We start from the raw sequence: 18,729 nt of genomic DNA on the forward strand, positions 1-18,729 counted from the left end.
TCAGGAGGCTGACTGCGGCATGCCAGATATCTCGGGTTTACGCGACGGCGACCCCACCGAGGTGGCCGGTCACCGGGTGACCGGACGGCTGGGCTCCGGCGTCTACGCCGGGCGCGCGCCCACCGGCGAGGCCGTGCTCATCCGGCTGCTGCCGGCGGAGCTGGATCCCACCCCCTTCCTCCACGCGATGGAGCCCCTGCGCGGGGTCGCCGCGGTCAGCACCGCGCAGGTCTTGTCGACGGGAGTGCTCGATGACCGGGCGTACGTCGTCAGCGAGTTCGTCGACGGCCCGACGCTGCAGGAGGCCGGCGGCGGGCTCGACGGCGTGGCGCTGCACCGGCTGGCGGCCGGCACGATCACCGCGCTGGTCGCGATCCACCAGGAGGGGTTCGTCCACGGGGACATCAGCCCGGCCAACGTGCGGCTCGGCCCCGATGGGCCACGGGTGATCAATCTGGGCCTCGAGCGCGCCCTGGCGGAGGCGGCGACCGCCACCCGCGAAGTCGGGGTTCCCGCCTACACCGCTCCCGAGCGGCTGCGCGGCGCCGAGGGCGGTCCGCCCGCCGACGTGTTCTCCTGGGCGGCGACCATGGTGTTCGCCGTCACGGGGGCGTCGCCGTTCGAGGGCGGTTCGATGGCGGCGACCGTCGACCGCATCACCGGCGGCGAGCCTGATCTGCCCGACCTCGGCGAGTTGCACGGGCTGATCGTCGCGTGTCTGGCCAAGGACCCGGCGGCCAGGCCCGCGGCGAGTGAGGTGCTGCTGCGCCTGGTCGGACAGACGTCGTTCCTCACGGGCCCGTTGCGAGCCGGCCCTTCCCTTCCCGGCGAGCAACCCGCACCACCGCCCATCGGGGCGCGGCCGCGCGTGCGCGTGCTCGCGCTGGTGGCCGCGTTCGCCGCCGGGGCGCTGGTCTCGGGGATCGGCGTCTACGCCCTGGTGGACACCGGCACGCCCGTGCGGGGCGTGGCCGCCACCAGCTCACCCGGCGGGCCCGCCGCGCAGCCCACGGTCAGCGCGTCGGCCACGGTCGCCCCGCTGGAGAAGGTCGAGAAGAAGGCGGCGACCGACACCGAGCTGCCGACCATCGGAGCCACCCTGCACGAGCATCCCAGCGATCCGGTGCGCGCCGCGTCCTACCTGGAGGCCAAGGGGAAGTTCACGGCCTACGTCAGGGAGCGCGGGGGCGCCTTCAAGGCGGTGGGGACGGCCGAGGAGCCAGCCCTAGCGCCCGGCGGCGACTGGGTGGCGCTCAACCCCTTCCTGAAGTTCCAGAACTCCGAGATGGACCACGTCAAGCTGACCAGGTTGTCCACAGGTGAGTCGTTCGTCGTCACCACAGTCAAGAAACCGCTGCAGACCATGACTCCCGTGTGGTCCAGAGACGGCGCCCGGCTGCTCATGTCGGTCATCGACGCCGGCGAGCCGCGCAGGGTCGTGGGTTTCGTGGTCGTCGACCTGGCCACGAGGAAGGCGGTGCACGTCGAGACCGAGTACTTCGACGACGCGGCGTTCAGCTTCACCTTCACGCCGGACGGCTCGATCGCCAGGGGATACGGCGACGGCAAGCGTCACGGCATCGAATACTTTGACATGTCAGGCCAGGTCACCAAGACGTTGCACTGGGTGGGCGCGCCCCGCGACCGCGACTGGTTCTCCCCGTCCGGCAAGAGCTTCGTCACCTTCTGCCCCAGCGAGAAGGAGATCTGCGTGTGGAACTCCGCGACGGGCGCGCGCCAGGCGACGGTGCCCGTCAAGGCCGAGGAATCGAGCCTGCTCGGCTGGTTCACCGACAAGCACCTCCTGATCCAGGAGCCGGGCAAGAAGGGGGCCGCCACCGTCAAGGTCGTGGACCTCCTCGGCACGACCCAGCGCGTGCTGGCCGACGTCGAGCCCGGGCGCGGCCTCCTCCGGTTCGCCCGCTTCCCCGGTCGATGAAGGCGCTGGTCGCGGGCGACCCCCGCGAAGTAGGCGGTCACCGCATCGTGGGCCGGCTGGGGGAGGGCGGCCAGGGCGTGGTCTACCTCGGCGAGTCGCCCGAGGGAAGGCGGGTCGCGGTCAAGCTGCTCGGGTCGGGGCTCGACGATCCCGGCGCGCTCGATCGCTTTCGGCAGGAGGCGGGGTACGCGCGCCGGGTCAAGGCGTTCTGCACGGCTCAGGTGCTGGCCGGCGGCGAGAGCGGTGGCCTGCCGTACGTGGTCAGCGAGTTCGTCGACGGGCCCTCGCTGGCCCAGGTGATCCAGGAACGCGGCCCGTTGCGCGGGGCGGAGCTGCGCAGGCTGGCCATCGGGACACTGACCGCGCTGGCCGCCATCCACCAGGCCGGCGTCGTGCACCGCGACTTCAAGCCCGGCAACGTGCTGCTCAGCAGGGACGGCCCTCGGGTGATCGACTTCGGCATCTCCCGCGCCGTGGAGGAGCTGGAGCACGACGGCGACGTCATCGAGGGCACGCCTCCGTACATGGCTCCGGAGCAGTTCGGCGGGGGTGCCGCGGGAGCGCCGGCCGACATGTTCGCCTGGGCCTCGACCATGGTGGCCACCGCGACGGGACGCCCGCCCTTCGGCACGGGCCCGCTGCCGGCGCTCATCCACCGCATCACACGGGCCGAGCCCGCTCTGGGAGAGCTTGAGGGCGCGCTGCGCGAGCTGGCGGTGCGATGCCTGGCCAAGGACCCCGGCGAGCGGCCGACGGCCACGCAGGCGCTGCTCACGCTGCTCGGGCACCGCGTGCCTGAGCGGCGGCTGCTGGCGGAAGGGCGGCAGTCGGCGGCGCCGCCCTCCCGCCGTCTGGGACGGCCGCCCGTCACAGCGGTGGTCACGGTGGCGGTCGCAGTTGCGGTCGCGGTCGCTGTCACGGCCGCGGTGCTGCTCACCCGGCCGTCACCCCCTCCCGTCACGTCCGCCGGGCTCCCGCCGGCGCCGAGGTCCGGGCCGATGCCGCTCACCTCGGTGTCGGAGCTCGAGCTCCCGGACACCGGCATCACCGTTCACGAGAACCCCGCCGATCCCGTGTGGGTCTCCTCCTACCACGACCATCGCAAGGGGCGGACGGGGTCGTACGTGCGCGATCCGGCCACGCGGCGCTTCGCCTTCTTCGGCAGCCTGGAGGAGCCGATCGTCTCGCCGGGCGGCGGCTACGTGGCCTCCCTGTCCTCGATACGGCTCCAGCGGACGGACTTCGAGACCATCCGGCTGCGCGAGGTGGCCACCGGCCGCGACCGTGACCTGCGCACCGTCGACAAGCCCGCCACGCTGTTCTGGCCGGCCTGGTCCCCTGACGGGCGGCGGTTGCTCGCGACCGTCGTCGAGCCGGGCGAGCCGGCCAGGGCCGTGGGGTTCGCGGTCGTGGACCCGGTGGCCGGCACGGTCAGGGTCACGCGGGTGGCGGTCGCGGATCAGCCGAGGTACGCGTGGGGCGCGGACGCCAGGAGCGTGGTGTACGGGGCGCCGGGCGGGGTCGTGAAGGTGCTGGCCCTGGACGGCAAGGAGCTGCGGGCCTTTCCCGACGTGGGCGAGGTGGCGGCGGGCGGAGTGGCGCGTACGAGCCTCGGGGCGGTGTTTGCCACGAAGTGCCCGGACAATACGCGAAATATTTGCTTCTGGGATGAAGCGAGCGGCGACAGGAAGGGCGTCGCCCGGCTGCCGGAGGGCGGGAGCTTCAACGGCTGGATGGACGGGCGGCACTTCCTGGCGACCGTGCCCGGCGGCGGCGGGAACACCGACGTCGTCCTGATGGACGCCACGGGCCGGCCCGTCCGCACGCTGGCCGACGGCCCGGCCGCCGAGCTGGACGACGTCGCGCTCTGGTTCACCCGTAAATCCCCGTGACGAATGACCCCGTTGCCGATCTTTCATAGGGGGTGGGCCTGGAGAAGCCGACATAGGTGAGTAACGCGGGTCGGCTCGGGTCGGCGGTCCTGTCGCCAGGCGTCGAGACGGATGAGGTTGATCGCCGGTGGCGGCCAGGCAGTGACCTATGTGGGTGGCGCGGATGCTCTTGTGGCTGCTGCGGCGGATGCCCGTGCGGATGATCTGGCCGCGATTCGATGCCCGCCCGAGGGCGGTCGCGGGCCCGCCTGGCCAGCTCGGGCACCTCTCGGGCAGACTGCGGATCCAGCCACACAAGACCCACCACGTCGGTCGATCCCGGGAATCACCTCTGCTCTCATCGATTCGCCCTGATCGCGTACGGTGATTTCGGAGAGCGGCAACGGGGTCACGAATCCCGGAGATTCCGTTCCGGCCCGGACAAGGTCGCGTGGCGCCTCGTCGGCCTGCGCCGCTCCGGAGAGTGGGCTTGCCGGACCTCCGCCAGAGGGCACTCATCCGTGTCGCCTTCACCTCCGGTGTGTGGCGACCCACTCGTCCACCAGGGCGCAGAGCTGGTCGAGTGCCTCCTCGACGCGCCCCCTGTCGCCGGTGGTGAGCAGGTCGATCTGCAGCCCGGTGTAGGCCGAGTTGGCCAGCGTGGAGATGCGCAGCGCGTCGGCCTCGGGCACGCCCCGCTCGCGCAGCAGCCCCGCCACGAACTCCGACCGGTCCGCCAGCAGCCGCGGGACGTGGCCGCGCAGACGCCCGCCCGCGGCCAGCCCCTCGATCTCGTGGACGAGCCGCGCGATGGGCAGGTTGTCCTCCGAGGACTGCCAGTCCCAGGTGCGGCGGATGATCGTGCCCACGCTGTCGGAGCCCGCCCAGCCGGGCAACGAGCGCAACCAGGCGCGGTGCCGTTCGTCGAGGCGCTCCATGGTGGCCGAGAGAAGCTCGTCCTTGTCGGCGAAGTGGTGCGTCAGCACGCGCGTGGACTTGCCCAGATGCTCGGCCAGCGGCCGCATCGAGAGCGTCGAGAGGCCGTGTCCCGCCAGATAGTCGACGATCCGGTCGAGCAGCTCGGCGCGGCGGTTGGGGTCGGCGGTCCTGGCCATGGGCTGATTATTCCTTTGACGTCATTGAGGTGACGACTGTTACCCTATCCGGGAAACGACTGTTACCTTAATCAAGGGGATCCCCATGTCCGTTGACGTGCGGCAGCGTGCCCGCGTGCCCGCATGGTTGCTCGCGCTGGCCTTCACCACGTTCGCCTTCGCCACCGACGACTACGTGGTCGCGGGCGTGCTGCCGGCCATCTCCGCCGATCTCGGCGTCAGCGAGGCGGCCGGCGGGCAGCTGGTCACCGTGTTCTCCCTGGCCTTCGCGCTGGGGGCGCCCGTGGCGTCCGTGGTGACCGCCACCTGGCCGAGGCGCGGGCTGATCACCGGCGCCCTGGCGCTCTTCGTGGCCGCCAACTGGGCGGCCGCGTTCGCCGGCTCGTACGCCGTGCTCATGGGCCTGCGGGTGCTGGCGGCGCTCGCGGCGGCGGCCGTCGTGCCGGCCGCGTACGCCATCGCGACCTCCATGGCCCCGGAAGGGCGCCAGGGACGCTACCTGGCTCTCGTGATGGGCGGGCTGACCGGCTCCCTGATGCTGGGCGTGCCCATCGGAACCTGGGTGGGAGGAGCGTTCGGCTGGCCGGCCACGTTCGTGGCCGGCGGGCTGCTGGGGCTCGCCGCGCTCGTGGCGACCAGGCTCACGCTGCCCGAGCCGCCGCCGGGGGAGGCCATGCCCATGGGGCGCCGGCTGGCCCCGCTGGCCCGGCCCCGGGTGCTGGTCGGCCTGCTCGGGATCGTGGCCATCGTCCTGGGCAGCATGATGCTGATGACGTACCTCGCGCCGTTCCTGCGGGATCTGGCCGGGGCCGGGCCCGCCGAGCTGGGCTGGGTCTTCGCCATGGCCGGGCTGGCCGGGCTGGTGGGCGGGCAGTTCGGGGGGCGCGCCGCCGACCGGTGGGGTGCGGACCGGGCGCTGATGGCCGGGATCGCCGGGTTCACGGCGGTGATGGCGGCCTTCACCGCCTGCTGGCTCCTGCGGCCGATGACGCTGCTCGCGCTCCTGCCCTTGCTGGCGCTGTGGGCGGCCGTGTCGTGGTGGATCCCGCCGCCCGCGCAGACCCGGCTGCTCGCGATGGCGGGCCCCGCCGCGCCGCAGGCGCTCGCGCTCAACAGCAGCGCCGTCTATGTCGGGGTGTCGGGTGGCGGGGCGCTCGGCGGGCTCGTGCTCGACGCCCACGGCAGCGGCTGGCTGCCCGCCGCCGCGGCCGTGGCCGAACTGGCCGCGCTCGCGCTGTTCTGGACGGCGAGCCGGCTGCGCGCCTGACGCGGGCGGTCAGGTCGAGGCGGCGGGTCGGGGGGTGGGCGGGCGCTCAGTCCCAGGCCGCGGGGTCGGAGGCGAGCAGCCGGATGCGCTCGGGCAGCGTGCCGGAGGCGACCTGCTCCAGCGTGACCTCCTCCAGGATGGAGCGTTCGGTGGCCCGCAATGCGATCCACACCTGCTGCAGCGACTCAGCGGGCCCTCGGTAGCCGACATGCTCGGGCCGCTCGCCACGCACGTTGGCGAGCGGGCCGTCCACCGCCCTGATCACGTCGGCCAGGGAGATCTCGGCGGCGGCGCGGGCCAGCACGTAACCGCCCTCCGGCCCCCGCTGCCCGCGCACCAACCCGGCGCGGCGCATCTGCAGCAGGATGTTCTCCAGATATTTGGGGGGCATGTCCTGCTCTTTGGCGAGCTCGCCCACAGTAGTCGGGCCGGCACCGGCTGCGGCGAGTTCGGCGGCGGCGCGGAGGGCGTAGTCGACACGAGCGGAAAGGCGCATGTTCTTGATTATCCCTCCTGGTCAAGACTGGTAGGTCGCAAGGCCGTCAGAACGGGCGCCCGGCGCTAAACTTCTAACAACCTTTTCGATTGACGGGTGGGGAATTCCGCGTGGAGCGACGCCCTGGTGTGCCCAGGCTGCTGAGGGAGATCAACGACCGGGCCGCGCTGGAGCTGTTGCTGGCCACCGGCCCCATGACGCGCGGGCAGATCGGCGACCTGACCGGCCTGTCCAAGGTCACGGCCTCGCAGACGCTGGCCAGGCTGGAGGAGCGCGGCCTGGTCGAGGTGGTCGGCACCCAGGCCGGCGGGCGCGGCCCCAACGCCGCCCTCTACTCCGTGATCCCCTCCAGCGCGTACGTCGCCGGCCTGGAGGTCGGGCCCGAACTGATCTCCGCCGCGGTCGCCGACATCCACGGCCGCACCATCGCCGAGGTCACCGTCGATCCCCAGGGCGACGACGACCCGGTCTCCGTGGTGCACGACGCGATCGCCAAGGCCTGCCGCAGCGCCAAGGTCAGCCTGGCCAGGCTGCGCGGCGTCGTGATCGGCACCCCCGGCGTGGTCGACCCGCGCAGCGGCGACGTGCGCTTCTCGTTCGACCTGCCCGGCTGGCACGAGGGCATCCACGAAGCCCTCGCCGATGACCTGCGGCGGGAGGTGACCATCGAGAACGACGTCAACCTCGCCGCCATCGCCGAGCGCGTCGACGGCGCGGCGCAGGGGATCGACGACTTCGTGCTGCTGTGGGCGAGCCGCGGGCTCGGTCTCGCGGTCATGCTCGGCGGCAAGCTGCACAGAGGGCGGGCCGGCAGCGCCGGCGAGATCGGCTACCTGCCGGTGCCCGGCGTCCCGCTGCCCGAGGACATCCGCACCATGCCGGGGCGCCTGCCGTCGCTGGCGGGCGGCCTGCAGTCGCTGGTCAGCGCCGAGGCGGTGACCGAGCTGGCTCGTGGCCACGGTTTCGCGGCCGGCAGCGCGGGCGAGTGCGTCCAGGTCGCGGTGGCGGCGGGCGCCGAGGGCGAGCCGCTGCTCTCCGAGATCGCCGACCGGCTCGCCCTGGGCGTGGCCGCGGTGTGCGTGATCCTCGACCCCGGCCTGGTGGTGCTGGGCGGCGTGGTCGGCCACGCGGGCGGCGCCGCCCTCACGTCCCGGGTGGAGGAGGCGGTGGCCCGCATCTGCCCGGTGCGCCCCCAGGTCGTCACCACCCTGGTGACCGGCCAGAACCCGGTGCTGCGCGGCGCCGTGCTGGCCGCGCTCGACCAGGCCCGCGAGGCCCTGCTCGCCTCCTAGGCCCGACCCGCCCGAAGCCGGATGGGGCCGGCCGCGGCCGTCTAGCGTCCGCCGAGCAGTTCGACGGCGGCCTGGGCGTTGGGCCTGGCGGCCCCGTACGTCGCGATGTAGGCGGCGCCGCCAGGCTGCCACACGGGCAGCCCCATCTCGATGACCGTGGTGTCGCGGCGGGCCGCCAGCAGCGCGGAGACCAGGTCCTGGCTGGCTTGGTGGCGGTGCGCGTCCTTGACCACGACGACCAGCGACCGGTTCGCGGCCTTGGCCAGCAGCACGGGGACGTCCGCGGCCGCGGGCCCGACCCTGACGACCTCCGCTTCGGGCAGCCACGGGCCCACGCCCCAGGGCACGTCGCCCACGGCGATCGTCGGCGGCGTGTCCACCTCGATCACCAGGGGCTCGACCAGAGGTTCCGGGGCGCCGGTCAGCCGTACGGCGCGGCGGGCGGCGTGCAGGCCGACGCCGTTCTGCTCCGCCGCCGCCTCGTGGGGCCCGCCGAACCAGGCGCGCAGCGCCGCCACCCGCTCCGCGGCCTGTTCCAGCCGCTCCAGCGGCAGCCGGCCCTCGCGCACGGCGGTGACGATCGCCGCGATGATCGCCTGGATGTCGTCGTAGGTGGGCAGCGGGCCGAGGCAGAGCAGGTCGGCGCCGGAGGCGAGCGTCAGCACCGCGCCCCCGGCCAGGCCCACGCTCTTGGTGATGGCGTGCATGTCGAGCGCGTCGGTGACGACCACGCCGTCGTAGCCGAGCTCGCCCCTCAAGAGCCCGGTCAGCGCGGGTCCGGACAGCGTGGCGGGGGCGTCGCCCGTCACCGCCGGCACCGCCACGTGCGCGGTCATCACCGACTTGGCCCCGGCGCCGATCGCCGCGCGGAACGGGGCCAGCTCGCGCTCCCGCAGCACGTTCAGGCCGACGTCCACGACCGGTACCGCGAGGTGGGAGTCCACCCGGGTGGCGCCGTGGCCGGGGAAGTGCTTGACGCAGGCGGCCACGCCGCCCGCCTGCAGACCCCGTACGGCCGCCACCGTGTGCCTGGCGACCAGCTCCGCGTCCGTGCCGAACGACCTGGTGCCGATCACCGGGTTGTCCGCCTCGGTGTTGACGTCCGCGCTCGGCGCCATGTTCAGGTTCACGCCGCAGGCGGCCAGCTCGGCGGCGATCGCCTGGTGCACGCGGTGGGTCAGCTCGACGTCGTCCACCGCGCCGAGCGCCGCGTTCCCCGGGTACGGGCTGCCGACGTGGTACGCCAGCCGCGTCACGTCCCCGCCCTCCTCGTCGAGCGAGATGACGGGCTCACCGGCGGCGCGCAGCGTGGTGGTCAGGTCGCGCACCTGGCCGGGCTCGGCCACGTTGAAGCCGAAGAGTGTGACACCGCCGAGACCGTGCTCGAGCTCGCGCAGCACCCATTCGGGCGCCGTGGTGCCCTGGAAAGCGGCGAGCAGCGTGCCAGCCGCGAGGCGGCGCAGCCCCCGATCACTCTGGCTCATCGGACCTTCCTTTCGTTGGAGACCCCGGGCACGTGCCTCGGGGCGGAAGCGAACCGCCGTGCAGCGGTGCGTGGATCGACGGGTGCGGTCCGGGCGAAACGTCCCGCGAAGCGGAAGGGTCCAGGCCGGGATCTCCCGGATCGTCCGCGGGGTGCGGGCCGGCCGTTTTCCGGCAGGGCGGAGTACGGCACGGCGTGCCGTACGGATGCGGACGTCAGCCCTTCACGGCCCCGGCGACCAGGCCGGAGACCATGCGGCGCTGGACGACGAGGAAGAAGATGACGACGGGGATGGTCATCATCGTGGAGGTGGCCATGATGGCGCCCCAGTCAGTGCCCTTCTGGCCGAAGAAGTACTGCAGGGCGACGGGCATGGTGTACTTGGTCGGGTCGCTGATCAGGTACAGCGACATGATGAGCTCGTTCCACGCGGTGATGAACGAGAAGATGCTGGTCGCGACGAGCCCGGGGGCCACCAGCGGGAAGAGCACCTTCCAGAAGGTGGTGAACCGGCCTGCCCCGTCGATCCAGGCCGCCTCCTCCAGCGACTTGGGCACCGCGGCGACGAACGTGCGGAGCATCCAGATCCCGAACGGCAGGGTCAGCGCCACCTGCGTGACGATCAGGCCGAGCAGCTGGTCGTAGAGGCCCAGCCGCTTGACGCTCAGGAACAGCGGGATGACCAGCGCCTCGGCCGGGATCATCTGCACGACGAGCAGCAGCGCGAGGAACGGCGTGCGGCCCTTGAACCTGAAGCGGGCCACCGCCGTGGCCGACAGCAGCGCGAAGACGGCTCCGATCAGGATCGTGCCGAGCGCGACGATGGCGCTGTTGCGCATGTAGAGCCAGATGGAGTGCCCGGCCACGCCCTCGGAGAGCACGCGCTGCACGTGCTCGAAGGTGAAGTGCGTCGGGAACGGGATGAAGTCGGTGGTGAAGATCTGGTCGTTGGCCTTGAAGGCGGTGGAGACCATCCAGTAGACGGGGAAGGTGGCCACCACGAAGACCAGCACGCCCAGCGTGTTGAGCGTGACCTTGCCCAGGCGTCTGCGGGCCAGCGGGGTCATCACGTGTCCTCCTGCTTGAACATCTGCCGGATGTAGGCCGCCGTGACGATCAACAGGATCACGGTCAGCACGAGGGCGATGGCCGCGCCCGAGCCCATCTTCGGCGGGGCCTTGAACGCCTCGGTCACCGCGTACATCGACAGGTTGTAGGCCTCCCGGTTGCTCGTGCCGGCCAGCACGTAGAGCTGGGAGAAGACCTTGAAGTCCCAGATGATCGAGAGCACGGTCAGCACCGCGAACACCGGCTTCAGCAGCGGGAACGTGATCTTCCAGAACGTCCGCCACGGGGCGGCGCCGTCGACCCTGGCGGCCTCGTAGAGCTCGGCGGGGACCCCCTTGAGCCCGGCCAGCACCGAGACGGCGACGAACGGGAAGCCTGCCCAGACCACGCAGATGACCAGCACCATGTAGATGGACCAGGCGTCGTTGAGCCAGGGCTCGCCGGTCCAGTCGGCCCGGCCGAACAGGGCGGTGGAGAGCCAGTCGGGCAGCAGGTTGAGCGCCCAGTTGACGATGCCGGCCTCGGCGTCGAACAACCAGCGCCAGATCACGCCCTGCGCCACCGGCGGCACCGCCCAGGCGAACATGATGCCGATGATGACGAACAGCGACATCTTCTTGCCGAGCCGGTGCAGCAGCACGCCGACGGCGGTGCCGAGCACGAGGGTGAGCGGCACCGCGATCACGGCGAACACCACCGTGTTGCGGAGCGAGGACCAGAAGATGTCGTTGTCGACGAAGGCGGTGAAGTTGTCCAGCCCGACCCAGGTGGCCGGCTTCTTGCCGGAGATCTGGACCAGGCCCACCTTCTGGAAGGCGATGATCGCCATCTGGATCAGCGGGTAGAGCAGCAGCGCGCCGATGACCAGCAGGCCGGGGACGAGCAGGACGTAGGGGATGGACCACGCGGGCAGCCCGCTGGCCTTGCGCGGCGGGCTCGGGCGGCGCGGCCCCGGGCCGGAGGAGCGGCCTCCGCCCCGGGAAAGCGTTGACGTGTTCGTCATAGGCTCAGGAGGCGTTGAGGATGTCTTCGAGTTCCTTGTTGGCCGCGGCCAGCGCCTCGTCGGCGGACGCCTTGCCCTCGATGACCTTGCGGGCGGCGTTCTGCAGCACCGCCTTGGTCTCGTTGGCCTCGGTCCACTGCGGGTCGGCGGGGAAGGCCTTGGCCTTGGCGAAGGCGGCGGCGAACGGCGCCTGCACCGGGTCTTCGGCCAGCTTGGCGAGGGCCTCGGGATAGACGGGGAGCAGGCCGCCGTCGGTGGCGTACTTGACGCCCCATTCCTTGCCGGATGCCAGCTTCACGAACTCCTTGGCCGCGTCCTTCTCCTCCGAGGTGCCCCAGACGGCGATGTCGTTGCCGCCGAGGAAGGCCTGCGCCTCGCCGCCCGACTGGGACGGGAGGGGGAAGAAGGCGAGCTTGTCGCCCGCGAGCTTGCCCTTGCTGTCCTCCTCGATTCCGGCGAGGTCCCACGCGGCGGTGAGGTACATGCCGACCTTGTGGTTGGAGAAGCGGGTGCGGATCTCGCTGGTGTTCTGGTTGAGGCGCGACTTGCTGGACAGGCCGTCGGTGACCAGGCCGGTGTACTGCGCGAAGCCGGTCTTGAAGCCCGGCTCGGTCAGCTTGCCGGCCCACTTGTCGCCCTCCTTGACGGCGTACTCGCCGCCGGCGGTCCAGGCGAGGGCGCCGAGCAGGTGGTTGGCGTCGGAGCCGCCGTTGAAGGCGAAGCCGTCGACGTCGGAGCCCTTCTCGGCCTGGATCTTCTTGGCGGCGGCGACGAGCTCGTCCCAGGTCTTGGGCACCTCGATCTTGAGCTCCTTGAACCAGTCGGCGCGGTAGAGCACCGCCCGGGTGCCGCCGCCCCACGGCACGGCGTACGTCTCGCCGTCGATGGTCTCCAGGCCCATCAGGTTCTTCGGGATCTGGGCCTGGTCGCCCGAGGCCACGATGTCGGTGACCGGCTCCAGCGCCTCCTGGCTCTGCCAGAGCGGGACCTGGTCGTTGCCGATCTCGGTGACGTCAGGGCCGGCGCCGCCCGCCGCCGCGGCCGTGAACTTGTCGTTGACCTGGGCCCATGGAATCCACTCGACCTTCACCTTGGCGCCGGTCTGCTTCTCGAACTCGGCGACCAGCTCGTCGGTGTACTTCTGGGCGTCGGGGTTGGTGTCGCCCAGGCGCCAGAAGGTCAGGGTCTTGCCGGCGTACTTGGGCCCGCTCGCGGCGGCCGCGCTCGGTGAGGACTCAGGCGTCTCGCCGGACCCGCAGGCTGCCAGGCCCAGGGCCAGGGCGGCCGTGGTGACCGTAGTGGCTGTGATCTTCGCGATCCTCACAGGGTTCTCCCTTCCCGGGTGCCGGCCTACGGTCCGCACCAGGCTGATCGTCAATGCCGAACGATGCTGATAAACTAACAAGAAACTTTCCTTAATAAAACGCCCGTTAGCCGATCGTGACGAGAGGGGCCACGTCGATGAGCCGAGACCCGGGAACCCCTCGGTTGTTGCGCCGGCTGAACGACCGGGCGGCGCTCGAACTGCTCATCGGAGACGGCCCCCTCACCCGCGCCCAGCTCGGGGAGCGCACCGGCCTGTCCAAGGTCACCGCAGGTCAGCTCCTCGTCAGGCTCGAAGAGCGAGGGCTCGTCGAGGTCACGGGGGAGCGGGCAGGCGGCAGGGGGCCACACGCCGCCCTTTACGCCGTGGTGCCCTCCTGCGCCTACGTCGCCGGGCTCGAGGTCCTGCCCGACAGCCTCCGCGTCGGTGTGGCGGACATCACAGGCAGGACCGTGGTCGAGATCACACTCAACCCCTCGGACGGCCGGGATCCGGTCGAGGCGGTGCACGCGGCCGTGCGGCGGGCCTGCGACGCGGCGAACATCGACCTGTCACGGTTGCGCTCCTTCGTCATCGGCACCCGAGGCGTGGTCGACCCGGTCAGCGGGGACGTGCGCTGGTCGTACGACCTGCCGGCCTGGCACGTCGGCGTGCTGGCCAGCCTGCGCGAGACGCTCGGCGCCTCGGTGACGATCGAGAACGACGTCAACCTGGTCGCCCTCGCCGAGCACAAGCACGGAGCGGCCGCCGGGCACGACGACTTCGTGGTGATCTGGGCGGGCGTCGGCCAAGGGCTCGGCGTCATGCTGGGCGGCAGGCTGCACCGCGGCATCACCGGGGGAGCGGGCGAGATCGGCTGGCTCCCGGTGCCGGGCGAGCCGCTGCCCGCCGACGTCTCCCAGCCGCAGTCGGGCTCGTTCCAGCGCCTGGTGGGACACGACGCCCTGCGCGGCCTGGCCGAGCGGCGCGGGCTGACCGGCAACACGGTGCCCGACCTCGTGCGCAGCGGCGACGAGGGCTATCTGGACGAGGTGGCGCGGCGGCTGGCCGTGGGCGCGGCGGCCGTGACGGTCGTGCTCGACCCCGGGCTGATCGTGCTGAGCGGCGACGTCGGCAGGGCGGGCGGCGCGCGGCTGGCCGCCAAGGTGCAGGAGGCGGTGGCGCGCGTGTGCCCTAGCCGGCCCACCGTGGTCACGACCGGGGTCGCCGGCAACCCGGTGTTGCGCGGCGCCCTGGTGGCGGCGCTGGAACAGGCCCGGGAAGAGGTTTTCTCCGACACTGTGTGAGAATTTCTGCCCATGTGGCAGTCCCCGAACGATGTCGTGCTCATCTCGGACCCCCGTGTCGCCTCCGTCCCGGTGCAGGAGTGCGGCGAACCGCTGACCGACGTACGCGGGCGGCTGCGCGTGGACACGCGCATGGCCGACGCCGACGGCGCGTACGCCCACCTGCGATCCGGCCTGCTCGACCGCCTGGAGAAGGCGGAAGCCCTGCTGCCCGACGGCTATCACCTGCTGATCGTCGAGGGCTACCGCCCCATCGCGACGCAGCGGCGGATCTTCGACGAATACCGGGCGGAGCTGGAGGCGGCGTTCCCCGACATGTCGCCCGACGAGTCTTATGTCGCGGCGAGCCGTTACGTGTCTCCCGTCGAGGTCGCCCCCCACACCGCAGGCGCCGCCGTCGACCTGACCCTGTGCGCCCCCAACGGCACCGAATATGACATGGGCACCCAGGTCAACGACAACCCCGAGCAGAGCGACGGCGCCTGCTACACCGCCGCCCCCACCATCTCCGACGACGCCCGCGCCCACCGCAAGCTCCTCGCCGCCGCGCTGGAGCCCGTCGGGCTGGTCAACTACCCCACGGAGTGGTGGCACTGGTCCTACGGCGACCGCTACTGGGCCATGGCCACACGCGCCTCTTACGCCCTCTACGGACCCATCTGACAAGCACCTGTCGGACGGGTTTCCCCCAGGGCACGGTACGGGCACAACTTCGTACGGAGGCTTTTGGACTCCCCAACGAGGTGTGGGCATGGTTCCGTTGATCGGGATCGAAGAGGAATACCTCGTCGTCGATCCCCGCACCCGCCACGTGGCTCCCCGAGCGGCCGAAGTCCTGGCCGCGGCCACGGACGTGCTGGACGTGGTGCAAGAAATCACCCGATTCCAGGTGGAGGCACGCACGCCGCCGTCCGCCGACCTGAGCGAGCTGGGCTCGCAGCTGCGCACCGTGCGCAAGGAAGTGGCGGACGCGGCCCGCAGGTGCGGGCTGGCCGTCGTCGCGAGCGGCATCCCCGTCCTGGGGAACGTCATGCAGCCGCCGCTCACCGACGACGACCGTTACCACCAGGGCAGGGTGCTCTACCGCGCGCTGCAGGACGAGATCAGCATCTGCGCCCTGCACGTGCACGTGGACGTCCCCGACGAGGAGCACGCCGTCTATGTCGGCAACCACCTGCGGCCGTGGTTGCCCACGCTGATCGCGCTGGCCGCCAACTCGCCGTTCTTCGTGGGGCGCGACACCGGGTACGCGTCCTGGCGGGTGATCAGCTGGGGCCGCTGGCCGGTCTCCGGCGCGCCCCCCTACTTCCCGTCGTACCGCGACTACGAGCTCGCGCTGCGCTCGCTGGCGGAGTCGGGCGTGCTGCTCGACTCCAGGACCGTCTTCTGGGACTCCCGACCGTCGCCGCGGTTGCCGACCGTGGAGATCAGGGTGGCCGACGTGCCCCTCGACGTGGCCGACAGCCTCACCCTGATCGGCCTCATCCGCGCCCTGGTCGTGACCTCCCTGGAGGCCGTCGGGCGCGGCGACCGAGGGCTGCCGGTCCCCGCCGAGGTGCTGCGCGCCGCCTACTGGCGGGCCGCCCGCGACGGGCTGCTGGGCGACAGCATGGACGTGCGGCACGGCACGCTCGTGCCCGCCCCGGTGATGGCCGGGCGCCTCCTCGAGCACGTACGCCCCGCGCTGTCGGAGGCGGGCGACCTGACGTTCGTCCAGGAGGGTCTGGACCGGCTGCTGCGCCAGGGCTCGGGAGCCATGCGCCAGCGCCGGGTGCACTCCAGGGGCAACGACCTGGCCGAGGTGGTGGACGACCTGATCGAGGCGACGGTCGCCTAGACCAGGACCGTGGTCACCGGGGTGCTAACCCTTCGCCGGGTCGACCTCGGCGAAGGACCTGGTCACGGCGATGTTGTCGTGGAAGACCGTGCGGCTGGTGACGTCGGTCGGCCCGCTGTTCCAGGCCGGCTTGTAGATGCCCCACTTCAGGTAGCCCTGGGTCGTGGCGTCGTCGTTGAAGGTGTTGGGCCCGGTGGCGGTCACGACCTTGCGCCAGCCGGGGCTCTTGTGAGTCTGGTACCAGCCGTCGACGGCGCCCTGACTGCCGTGGCTCCACGCGAACCTGAAGACGAAGTCGTGCCACTGCCCCGGCCGCACCTCCGCGAGGTCGAAGCTCACCTTCTTCACGGAGTCCGGGGTCGAGCAGGCGTTGCCGTCGGAGTTGACCCTGAGCCGCCATTTCCCCGAGGGCTGCACGGTGAGGAAGGCGCTGGGGGCTTTGTCGGCCTCGCACTTGTCACGCCAGGGCTTCCACTGGAAGAGGATGCCCTCCCTGGAGTCGCTCTGCCAGCTGCTCGCCAGGTAGATGCTGAACCCGTAGTAGACGGTCCTGCCGGACCTGAAGTGGCTGTCCTTGACCTTCATCGAATGGCTCTCGGCCCGGCTGCCCCGAGGTGCTCGCGCCGTTCTCGTAATCGAGCCGGAGGACAGCGGCCGACGCGTGAGCGTTCACGGGCCAGAGGCCGACGGCGGCGAACACCGACATGGCCGCGGACACCGGCTTGGCGAAAGCGCACACCTGGGTTGGTCACTCTTTGGGTCGGGAGCACGGCGGCGGCCTCGCGTCCCGCGCGCCACCGTGCTGGGCGAAGGCCGCCACTCTACGGGGGCGCGCACCGTGCCGGTGTCAGGTGATCACCCGGCAACCGGCCCTCGGCGCGGCTTCCCCGCGCGACGGTCACGCCGCTCGGCTCATCGACCGGCGTCACCGGCCGACGGCGTAGCCCTGCGCGCCCCGCGGGTTGGCGGCGGCCTTGAGGAAGGCGCCGTCACGGGCGACCGCGCTGAGCCGGCCCAGCGCCCACGGACCCTGCGCCTCCACCTCGTGCCCGCGCCGCCGCAGCTCCGCGACGACGCCCGGGTCGAGGCGGTCCTCGACGTGCAGGACGCCGGGGCGCGAGCCGCGCGGGAAGAACGAGCTGGGGAAGTGCTCGGAGTGGAACATGGGGGCGTCGATGGCCTCCTGCAGGTTCAGCCCGCCGTGCACGACGGAGAGGAAGAAGTTCAGGCTCCACTGGTCCTGCTGGTCGCCGCCCGGGGTGCCGAACGCCAGCCACGGCCGGCCGTCCCTGAGCGCGAACGAGGGCGACAGCGTGGTGCGCGGCCGCGCACCGGGCCGCAACGACGCCGGCAGGCCCTCCTGCAGCCAGAACATCTGCGCCCGCGTCCCCAGGCAGAAGCCCAGCGCGGGAATGGTGGGCGAGCTCTGCAGCCAGCCGCCGCTGGGCGTGGCCGAGACCATGTTGCCGTGCCGGTCGACCACGTCGACATGGCAGGTGTCGCCCCTGACCGTGCCGTCGGGGGCGGTCACCTCCACGCCGTCCGCGCTCTTGGCGACCGTGGGCTCGCCGACACCCTGCGGGGCGCGCGCGCCGGAGACGCCGGGGGCGCTGCTGGAGGTGCCGGGCGCGGGGAGGACGGGCAGCCTGGGCGTCCGGCCGCCGGGCGCTCCCGGCCGCAGCTCCATGCTGGCCTCGGGGCCGACGAGGGCGCGCCGCCCCGCGTTGTACGCCTCGCCCAGCAGGTCGGACATGGGCACGTCGGCGTCGCCGTACCAGGCCTCGCGGTCGGCGAAGGCGAGCTTGGCGACCTCCGTCACCGTGTGCACGTAGTCGGCGCTGAGATATCCCATCGCGTCCAGGTCGAACCCGGACAGCAGCGCGAGCTGCTGCAGGAACACCGGGCCCTGCCCCCACGGCCCCGTCTTGCACACGGTGTGCCCGCGGTAGTCGAAGGTCACGGGATCCTCGACGGAGGCCGCCCAGCCGGCCAGGTCGTCGCCGGTCAGCAGTCCGCCGTGCACCTCGCCGGAGCTGTCGCGCCAGGCCGTCTTAGCGCTGAACTCGGCGATCGCCTCCGCGACGAAGCCTTCGTACCAGGCCTTCCTGGCGGCGGCGAGCTGACCCTCGCGGGTGCTCGACGCCGACTCGGCCTCCGCCACCAGCCGCCGGTAGGTGGCGGCCAGCACCGGGTTGGCCAGCTTCGACCCCGGCGCGGGCGCGGCGCCGCCGGGCAGCCACGTCGCCGCCGACGTCGGCCAGTCGTCGGTGAACAGCCTCGCGACCGACTCGATCGTGGCGGAGATCCGCTCCAGCACCGGCACGCCGTGCTCGGCGTAGTGGATCGCGGGGGCCAGCACGTCGGCCAGCGACCAGGTGCCCCAGCGCTCCAGCATGAGCATCCAGCCGCCGAACGCCCCCGGCACGGTCGCCGCCAGCAGCCCCGTGCCGGGCACCACGTCCAGGCCGAGCCCCGTGTAGTGCTCGATCGTGGCCGCGGCGGGCGCCACGCCCTGGCCGCACACCACCGACACCTTCTGGTCGGCCTCGCTCCACAGCAGGATCGGCACCTCACCGCCAGGGCCGTTCAGATGGGGCTCGGCGACCTGCAGCACGAACCCGGCGGCAACGGCCGCGTCGAAGGCATTGCCGCCGCGTTCCAGCACGCCCATGCCGGCGGCTGACGCCAGCCAGTGCGTGCTGGCGACCATGCCGAAGTCGCCTGAGAGCTCGGGCCTGGTGGTGAACA

The 18,729-nt window shown here is 72.0% G+C and carries 15 protein-coding genes; 7 read left to right on the forward strand and 8 right to left on the reverse strand.

The window, feature by feature from the left end; all coding sequences use genetic code 11:
• Window positions 1-19: 19 nt before the first annotated feature.
• Both ACTWPV_RS01090 and ACTWPV_RS01095 read left to right on the forward strand, forming a co-directional pair.
• Entirely contained in the window at window positions 20-1,939 is a 1,920-nt protein-coding gene (locus tag ACTWPV_RS01090) for a protein kinase domain-containing protein (RefSeq protein WP_443150217.1), read from the forward strand.
• Complete coding sequence (locus ACTWPV_RS01095; RefSeq protein ID WP_443150218.1) at window positions 1,936-3,831, forward strand: protein kinase domain-containing protein; 1,896 nt, start codon at window positions 1,936-1,938, stop codon at window positions 3,829-3,831. Before ACTWPV_RS01090 ends, ACTWPV_RS01095 begins: the two co-directional genes overlap by 4 nt.
• A gap of 509 nt (window positions 3,832-4,340) precedes the next feature.
• Here the strand turns inward: ACTWPV_RS01095 and ACTWPV_RS01100 are convergent.
• Window positions 4,341-4,925 (reverse strand): TetR/AcrR family transcriptional regulator, encoded by a 585-nt coding sequence (locus ACTWPV_RS01100; protein ID WP_347641599.1) that lies wholly within the window; start codon window positions 4,923-4,925, stop codon window positions 4,341-4,343.
• 85 nt (window positions 4,926-5,010) lie between these two features.
• On the opposite strand from ACTWPV_RS01100, the gene ACTWPV_RS01105 reads away from it, so the two are divergent.
• Window positions 5,011-6,192 carry an MFS transporter gene (locus ACTWPV_RS01105; protein WP_347641600.1) on the forward strand — a complete coding sequence of 394 codons (1,182 nt, stop codon included), beginning with the start codon at window positions 5,011-5,013 and terminating at the stop codon, window positions 6,190-6,192.
• 46 nt (window positions 6,193-6,238) lie between these two features.
• Here ACTWPV_RS01105 and ACTWPV_RS01110 read toward each other — a convergent pair whose 3' ends face one another.
• Window positions 6,239-6,688: an RrF2 family transcriptional regulator gene (locus ACTWPV_RS01110; protein ID WP_347620262.1), complete on the reverse strand. Its 450-nt coding sequence runs from the start codon at window positions 6,686-6,688 to the stop codon at window positions 6,239-6,241.
• Between the two features lie 110 nt (window positions 6,689-6,798).
• Here ACTWPV_RS01110 and ACTWPV_RS01115 point away from each other — a divergent pair, with 110 nt between their 5' ends.
• On the forward strand, window positions 6,799-7,980 hold the full coding sequence (locus tag ACTWPV_RS01115) for an ROK family transcriptional regulator (protein ID WP_443150219.1): 1,182 nt from the start codon (window positions 6,799-6,801) through the stop codon (window positions 7,978-7,980).
• Window positions 7,981-8,021: 41 nt separating this feature from the next.
• On the opposite strand, the gene ACTWPV_RS01120 is transcribed toward ACTWPV_RS01115, so the two are convergent.
• The 4 genes from ACTWPV_RS01120 to ACTWPV_RS01135 all read right to left on the reverse strand — a co-directional run bounded on the left by ACTWPV_RS01120 (window position 8,022) and on the right by ACTWPV_RS01135 (window position 12,858).
• Complete coding sequence (locus tag ACTWPV_RS01120; RefSeq protein ID WP_443150220.1) at window positions 8,022-9,464, reverse strand: glycoside hydrolase family 3 protein; 1,443 nt, start codon at window positions 9,462-9,464, stop codon at window positions 8,022-8,024.
• 214 nt (window positions 9,465-9,678) lie between these two features.
• The gene (locus ACTWPV_RS01125) at window positions 9,679-10,530 is read right to left on the reverse strand and encodes a carbohydrate ABC transporter permease (protein WP_347643104.1); all 852 of its coding nucleotides are present in this window, start codon (window positions 10,528-10,530) and stop codon (window positions 9,679-9,681) included.
• Window positions 10,530-11,534 carry a carbohydrate ABC transporter permease gene (locus tag ACTWPV_RS01130; RefSeq protein ID WP_443150221.1) on the reverse strand — a complete coding sequence of 335 codons (1,005 nt, stop codon included), beginning with the start codon at window positions 11,532-11,534 and terminating at the stop codon, window positions 10,530-10,532. The genes ACTWPV_RS01125 and ACTWPV_RS01130 overlap by 1 nt, the downstream gene beginning before the upstream one ends.
• Before the next feature lie 4 nt (window positions 11,535-11,538).
• Entirely contained in the window at window positions 11,539-12,858 is a 1,320-nt protein-coding gene (locus ACTWPV_RS01135; RefSeq protein WP_443150222.1) for an extracellular solute-binding protein, read from the reverse strand.
• A gap of 137 nt (window positions 12,859-12,995) precedes the next feature.
• Here ACTWPV_RS01135 and ACTWPV_RS01140 point away from each other — a divergent pair, with 137 nt between their 5' ends.
• The 3 genes from ACTWPV_RS01140 to ACTWPV_RS01150 all read left to right on the forward strand — a co-directional run bounded on the left by ACTWPV_RS01140 (window position 12,996) and on the right by ACTWPV_RS01150 (window position 15,981).
• Window positions 12,996-14,144 carry an ROK family protein gene (locus ACTWPV_RS01140; protein ID WP_443150223.1) on the forward strand — a complete coding sequence of 383 codons (1,149 nt, stop codon included), beginning with the start codon at window positions 12,996-12,998 and terminating at the stop codon, window positions 14,142-14,144.
• A 12-nt stretch (window positions 14,145-14,156) separates the two neighbouring features.
• The gene (locus ACTWPV_RS01145) at window positions 14,157-14,807 is read left to right on the forward strand and encodes a M15 family metallopeptidase (protein WP_347641606.1); all 651 of its coding nucleotides are present in this window, start codon (window positions 14,157-14,159) and stop codon (window positions 14,805-14,807) included.
• 88 nt (window positions 14,808-14,895) lie between these two features.
• Window positions 14,896-15,981 carry a carboxylate-amine ligase gene (locus ACTWPV_RS01150; RefSeq protein WP_347641607.1) on the forward strand — a complete coding sequence of 362 codons (1,086 nt, stop codon included), beginning with the start codon at window positions 14,896-14,898 and terminating at the stop codon, window positions 15,979-15,981.
• A 24-nt stretch (window positions 15,982-16,005) separates the two neighbouring features.
• Here ACTWPV_RS01150 and ACTWPV_RS01155 read toward each other — a convergent pair whose 3' ends face one another.
• Both ACTWPV_RS01155 and ACTWPV_RS01160 read right to left on the reverse strand, forming a co-directional pair.
• On the reverse strand, window positions 16,006-16,632 hold the full coding sequence (locus ACTWPV_RS01155) for a polysaccharide lyase (RefSeq protein WP_443150878.1): 627 nt from the start codon (window positions 16,630-16,632) through the stop codon (window positions 16,006-16,008).
• A gap of 274 nt (window positions 16,633-16,906) precedes the next feature.
• Complete coding sequence (locus tag ACTWPV_RS01160; protein WP_443150879.1) at window positions 16,907-18,691, reverse strand: gamma-glutamyltransferase family protein; 1,785 nt, start codon at window positions 18,689-18,691, stop codon at window positions 16,907-16,909.
• Window positions 18,692-18,729: the final 38 nt, after the last annotated feature.

Origin of the sequence: Nonomuraea sp. KM88 (assembly GCF_052245635.1) — a bacterium.
Classification (GTDB): Bacteria; Actinomycetota; Actinomycetes; order Streptosporangiales; family Streptosporangiaceae; genus Nonomuraea.

Coding starts and splice junctions, on each gene's coding strand:
- ACTWPV_RS01090 (WP_443150217.1), top strand. CDS start 20: ATGCCAGATATCTCGGGTTTACGCGACGGCGACCCCACCGAGGTGGCC.
- ACTWPV_RS01160 (WP_443150879.1), bottom strand. CDS start 18,691: ATGGTCGCCAGCACGCACTGGCTGGCGTCAGCCGCCGGCATGGGCGTG.
- ACTWPV_RS01145 (WP_347641606.1), top strand. CDS start 14,157: ATGTGGCAGTCCCCGAACGATGTCGTGCTCATCTCGGACCCCCGTGTC.
- ACTWPV_RS01130 (WP_443150221.1), bottom strand. CDS start 11,534: ATGACGAACACGTCAACGCTTTCCCGGGGCGGAGGCCGCTCCTCCGGC.
- ACTWPV_RS01105 (WP_347641600.1), top strand. CDS start 5,011: ATGTCCGTTGACGTGCGGCAGCGTGCCCGCGTGCCCGCATGGTTGCTC.
- ACTWPV_RS01150 (WP_347641607.1), top strand. CDS start 14,896: ATGGTTCCGTTGATCGGGATCGAAGAGGAATACCTCGTCGTCGATCCC.
- ACTWPV_RS01125 (WP_347643104.1), bottom strand. CDS start 10,530: ATGACCCCGCTGGCCCGCAGACGCCTGGGCAAGGTCACGCTCAACACG.
- ACTWPV_RS01095 (WP_443150218.1), top strand. CDS start 1,936: ATGAAGGCGCTGGTCGCGGGCGACCCCCGCGAAGTAGGCGGTCACCGC.
- ACTWPV_RS01110 (WP_347620262.1), bottom strand. CDS start 6,688: ATGCGCCTTTCCGCTCGTGTCGACTACGCCCTCCGCGCCGCCGCCGAA.
- ACTWPV_RS01100 (WP_347641599.1), bottom strand. CDS start 4,925: ATGGCCAGGACCGCCGACCCCAACCGCCGCGCCGAGCTGCTCGACCGG.
- ACTWPV_RS01120 (WP_443150220.1), bottom strand. CDS start 9,464: ATGAGCCAGAGTGATCGGGGGCTGCGCCGCCTCGCGGCTGGCACGCTG.
- ACTWPV_RS01140 (WP_443150223.1), top strand. CDS start 12,996: ATGAGCCGAGACCCGGGAACCCCTCGGTTGTTGCGCCGGCTGAACGAC.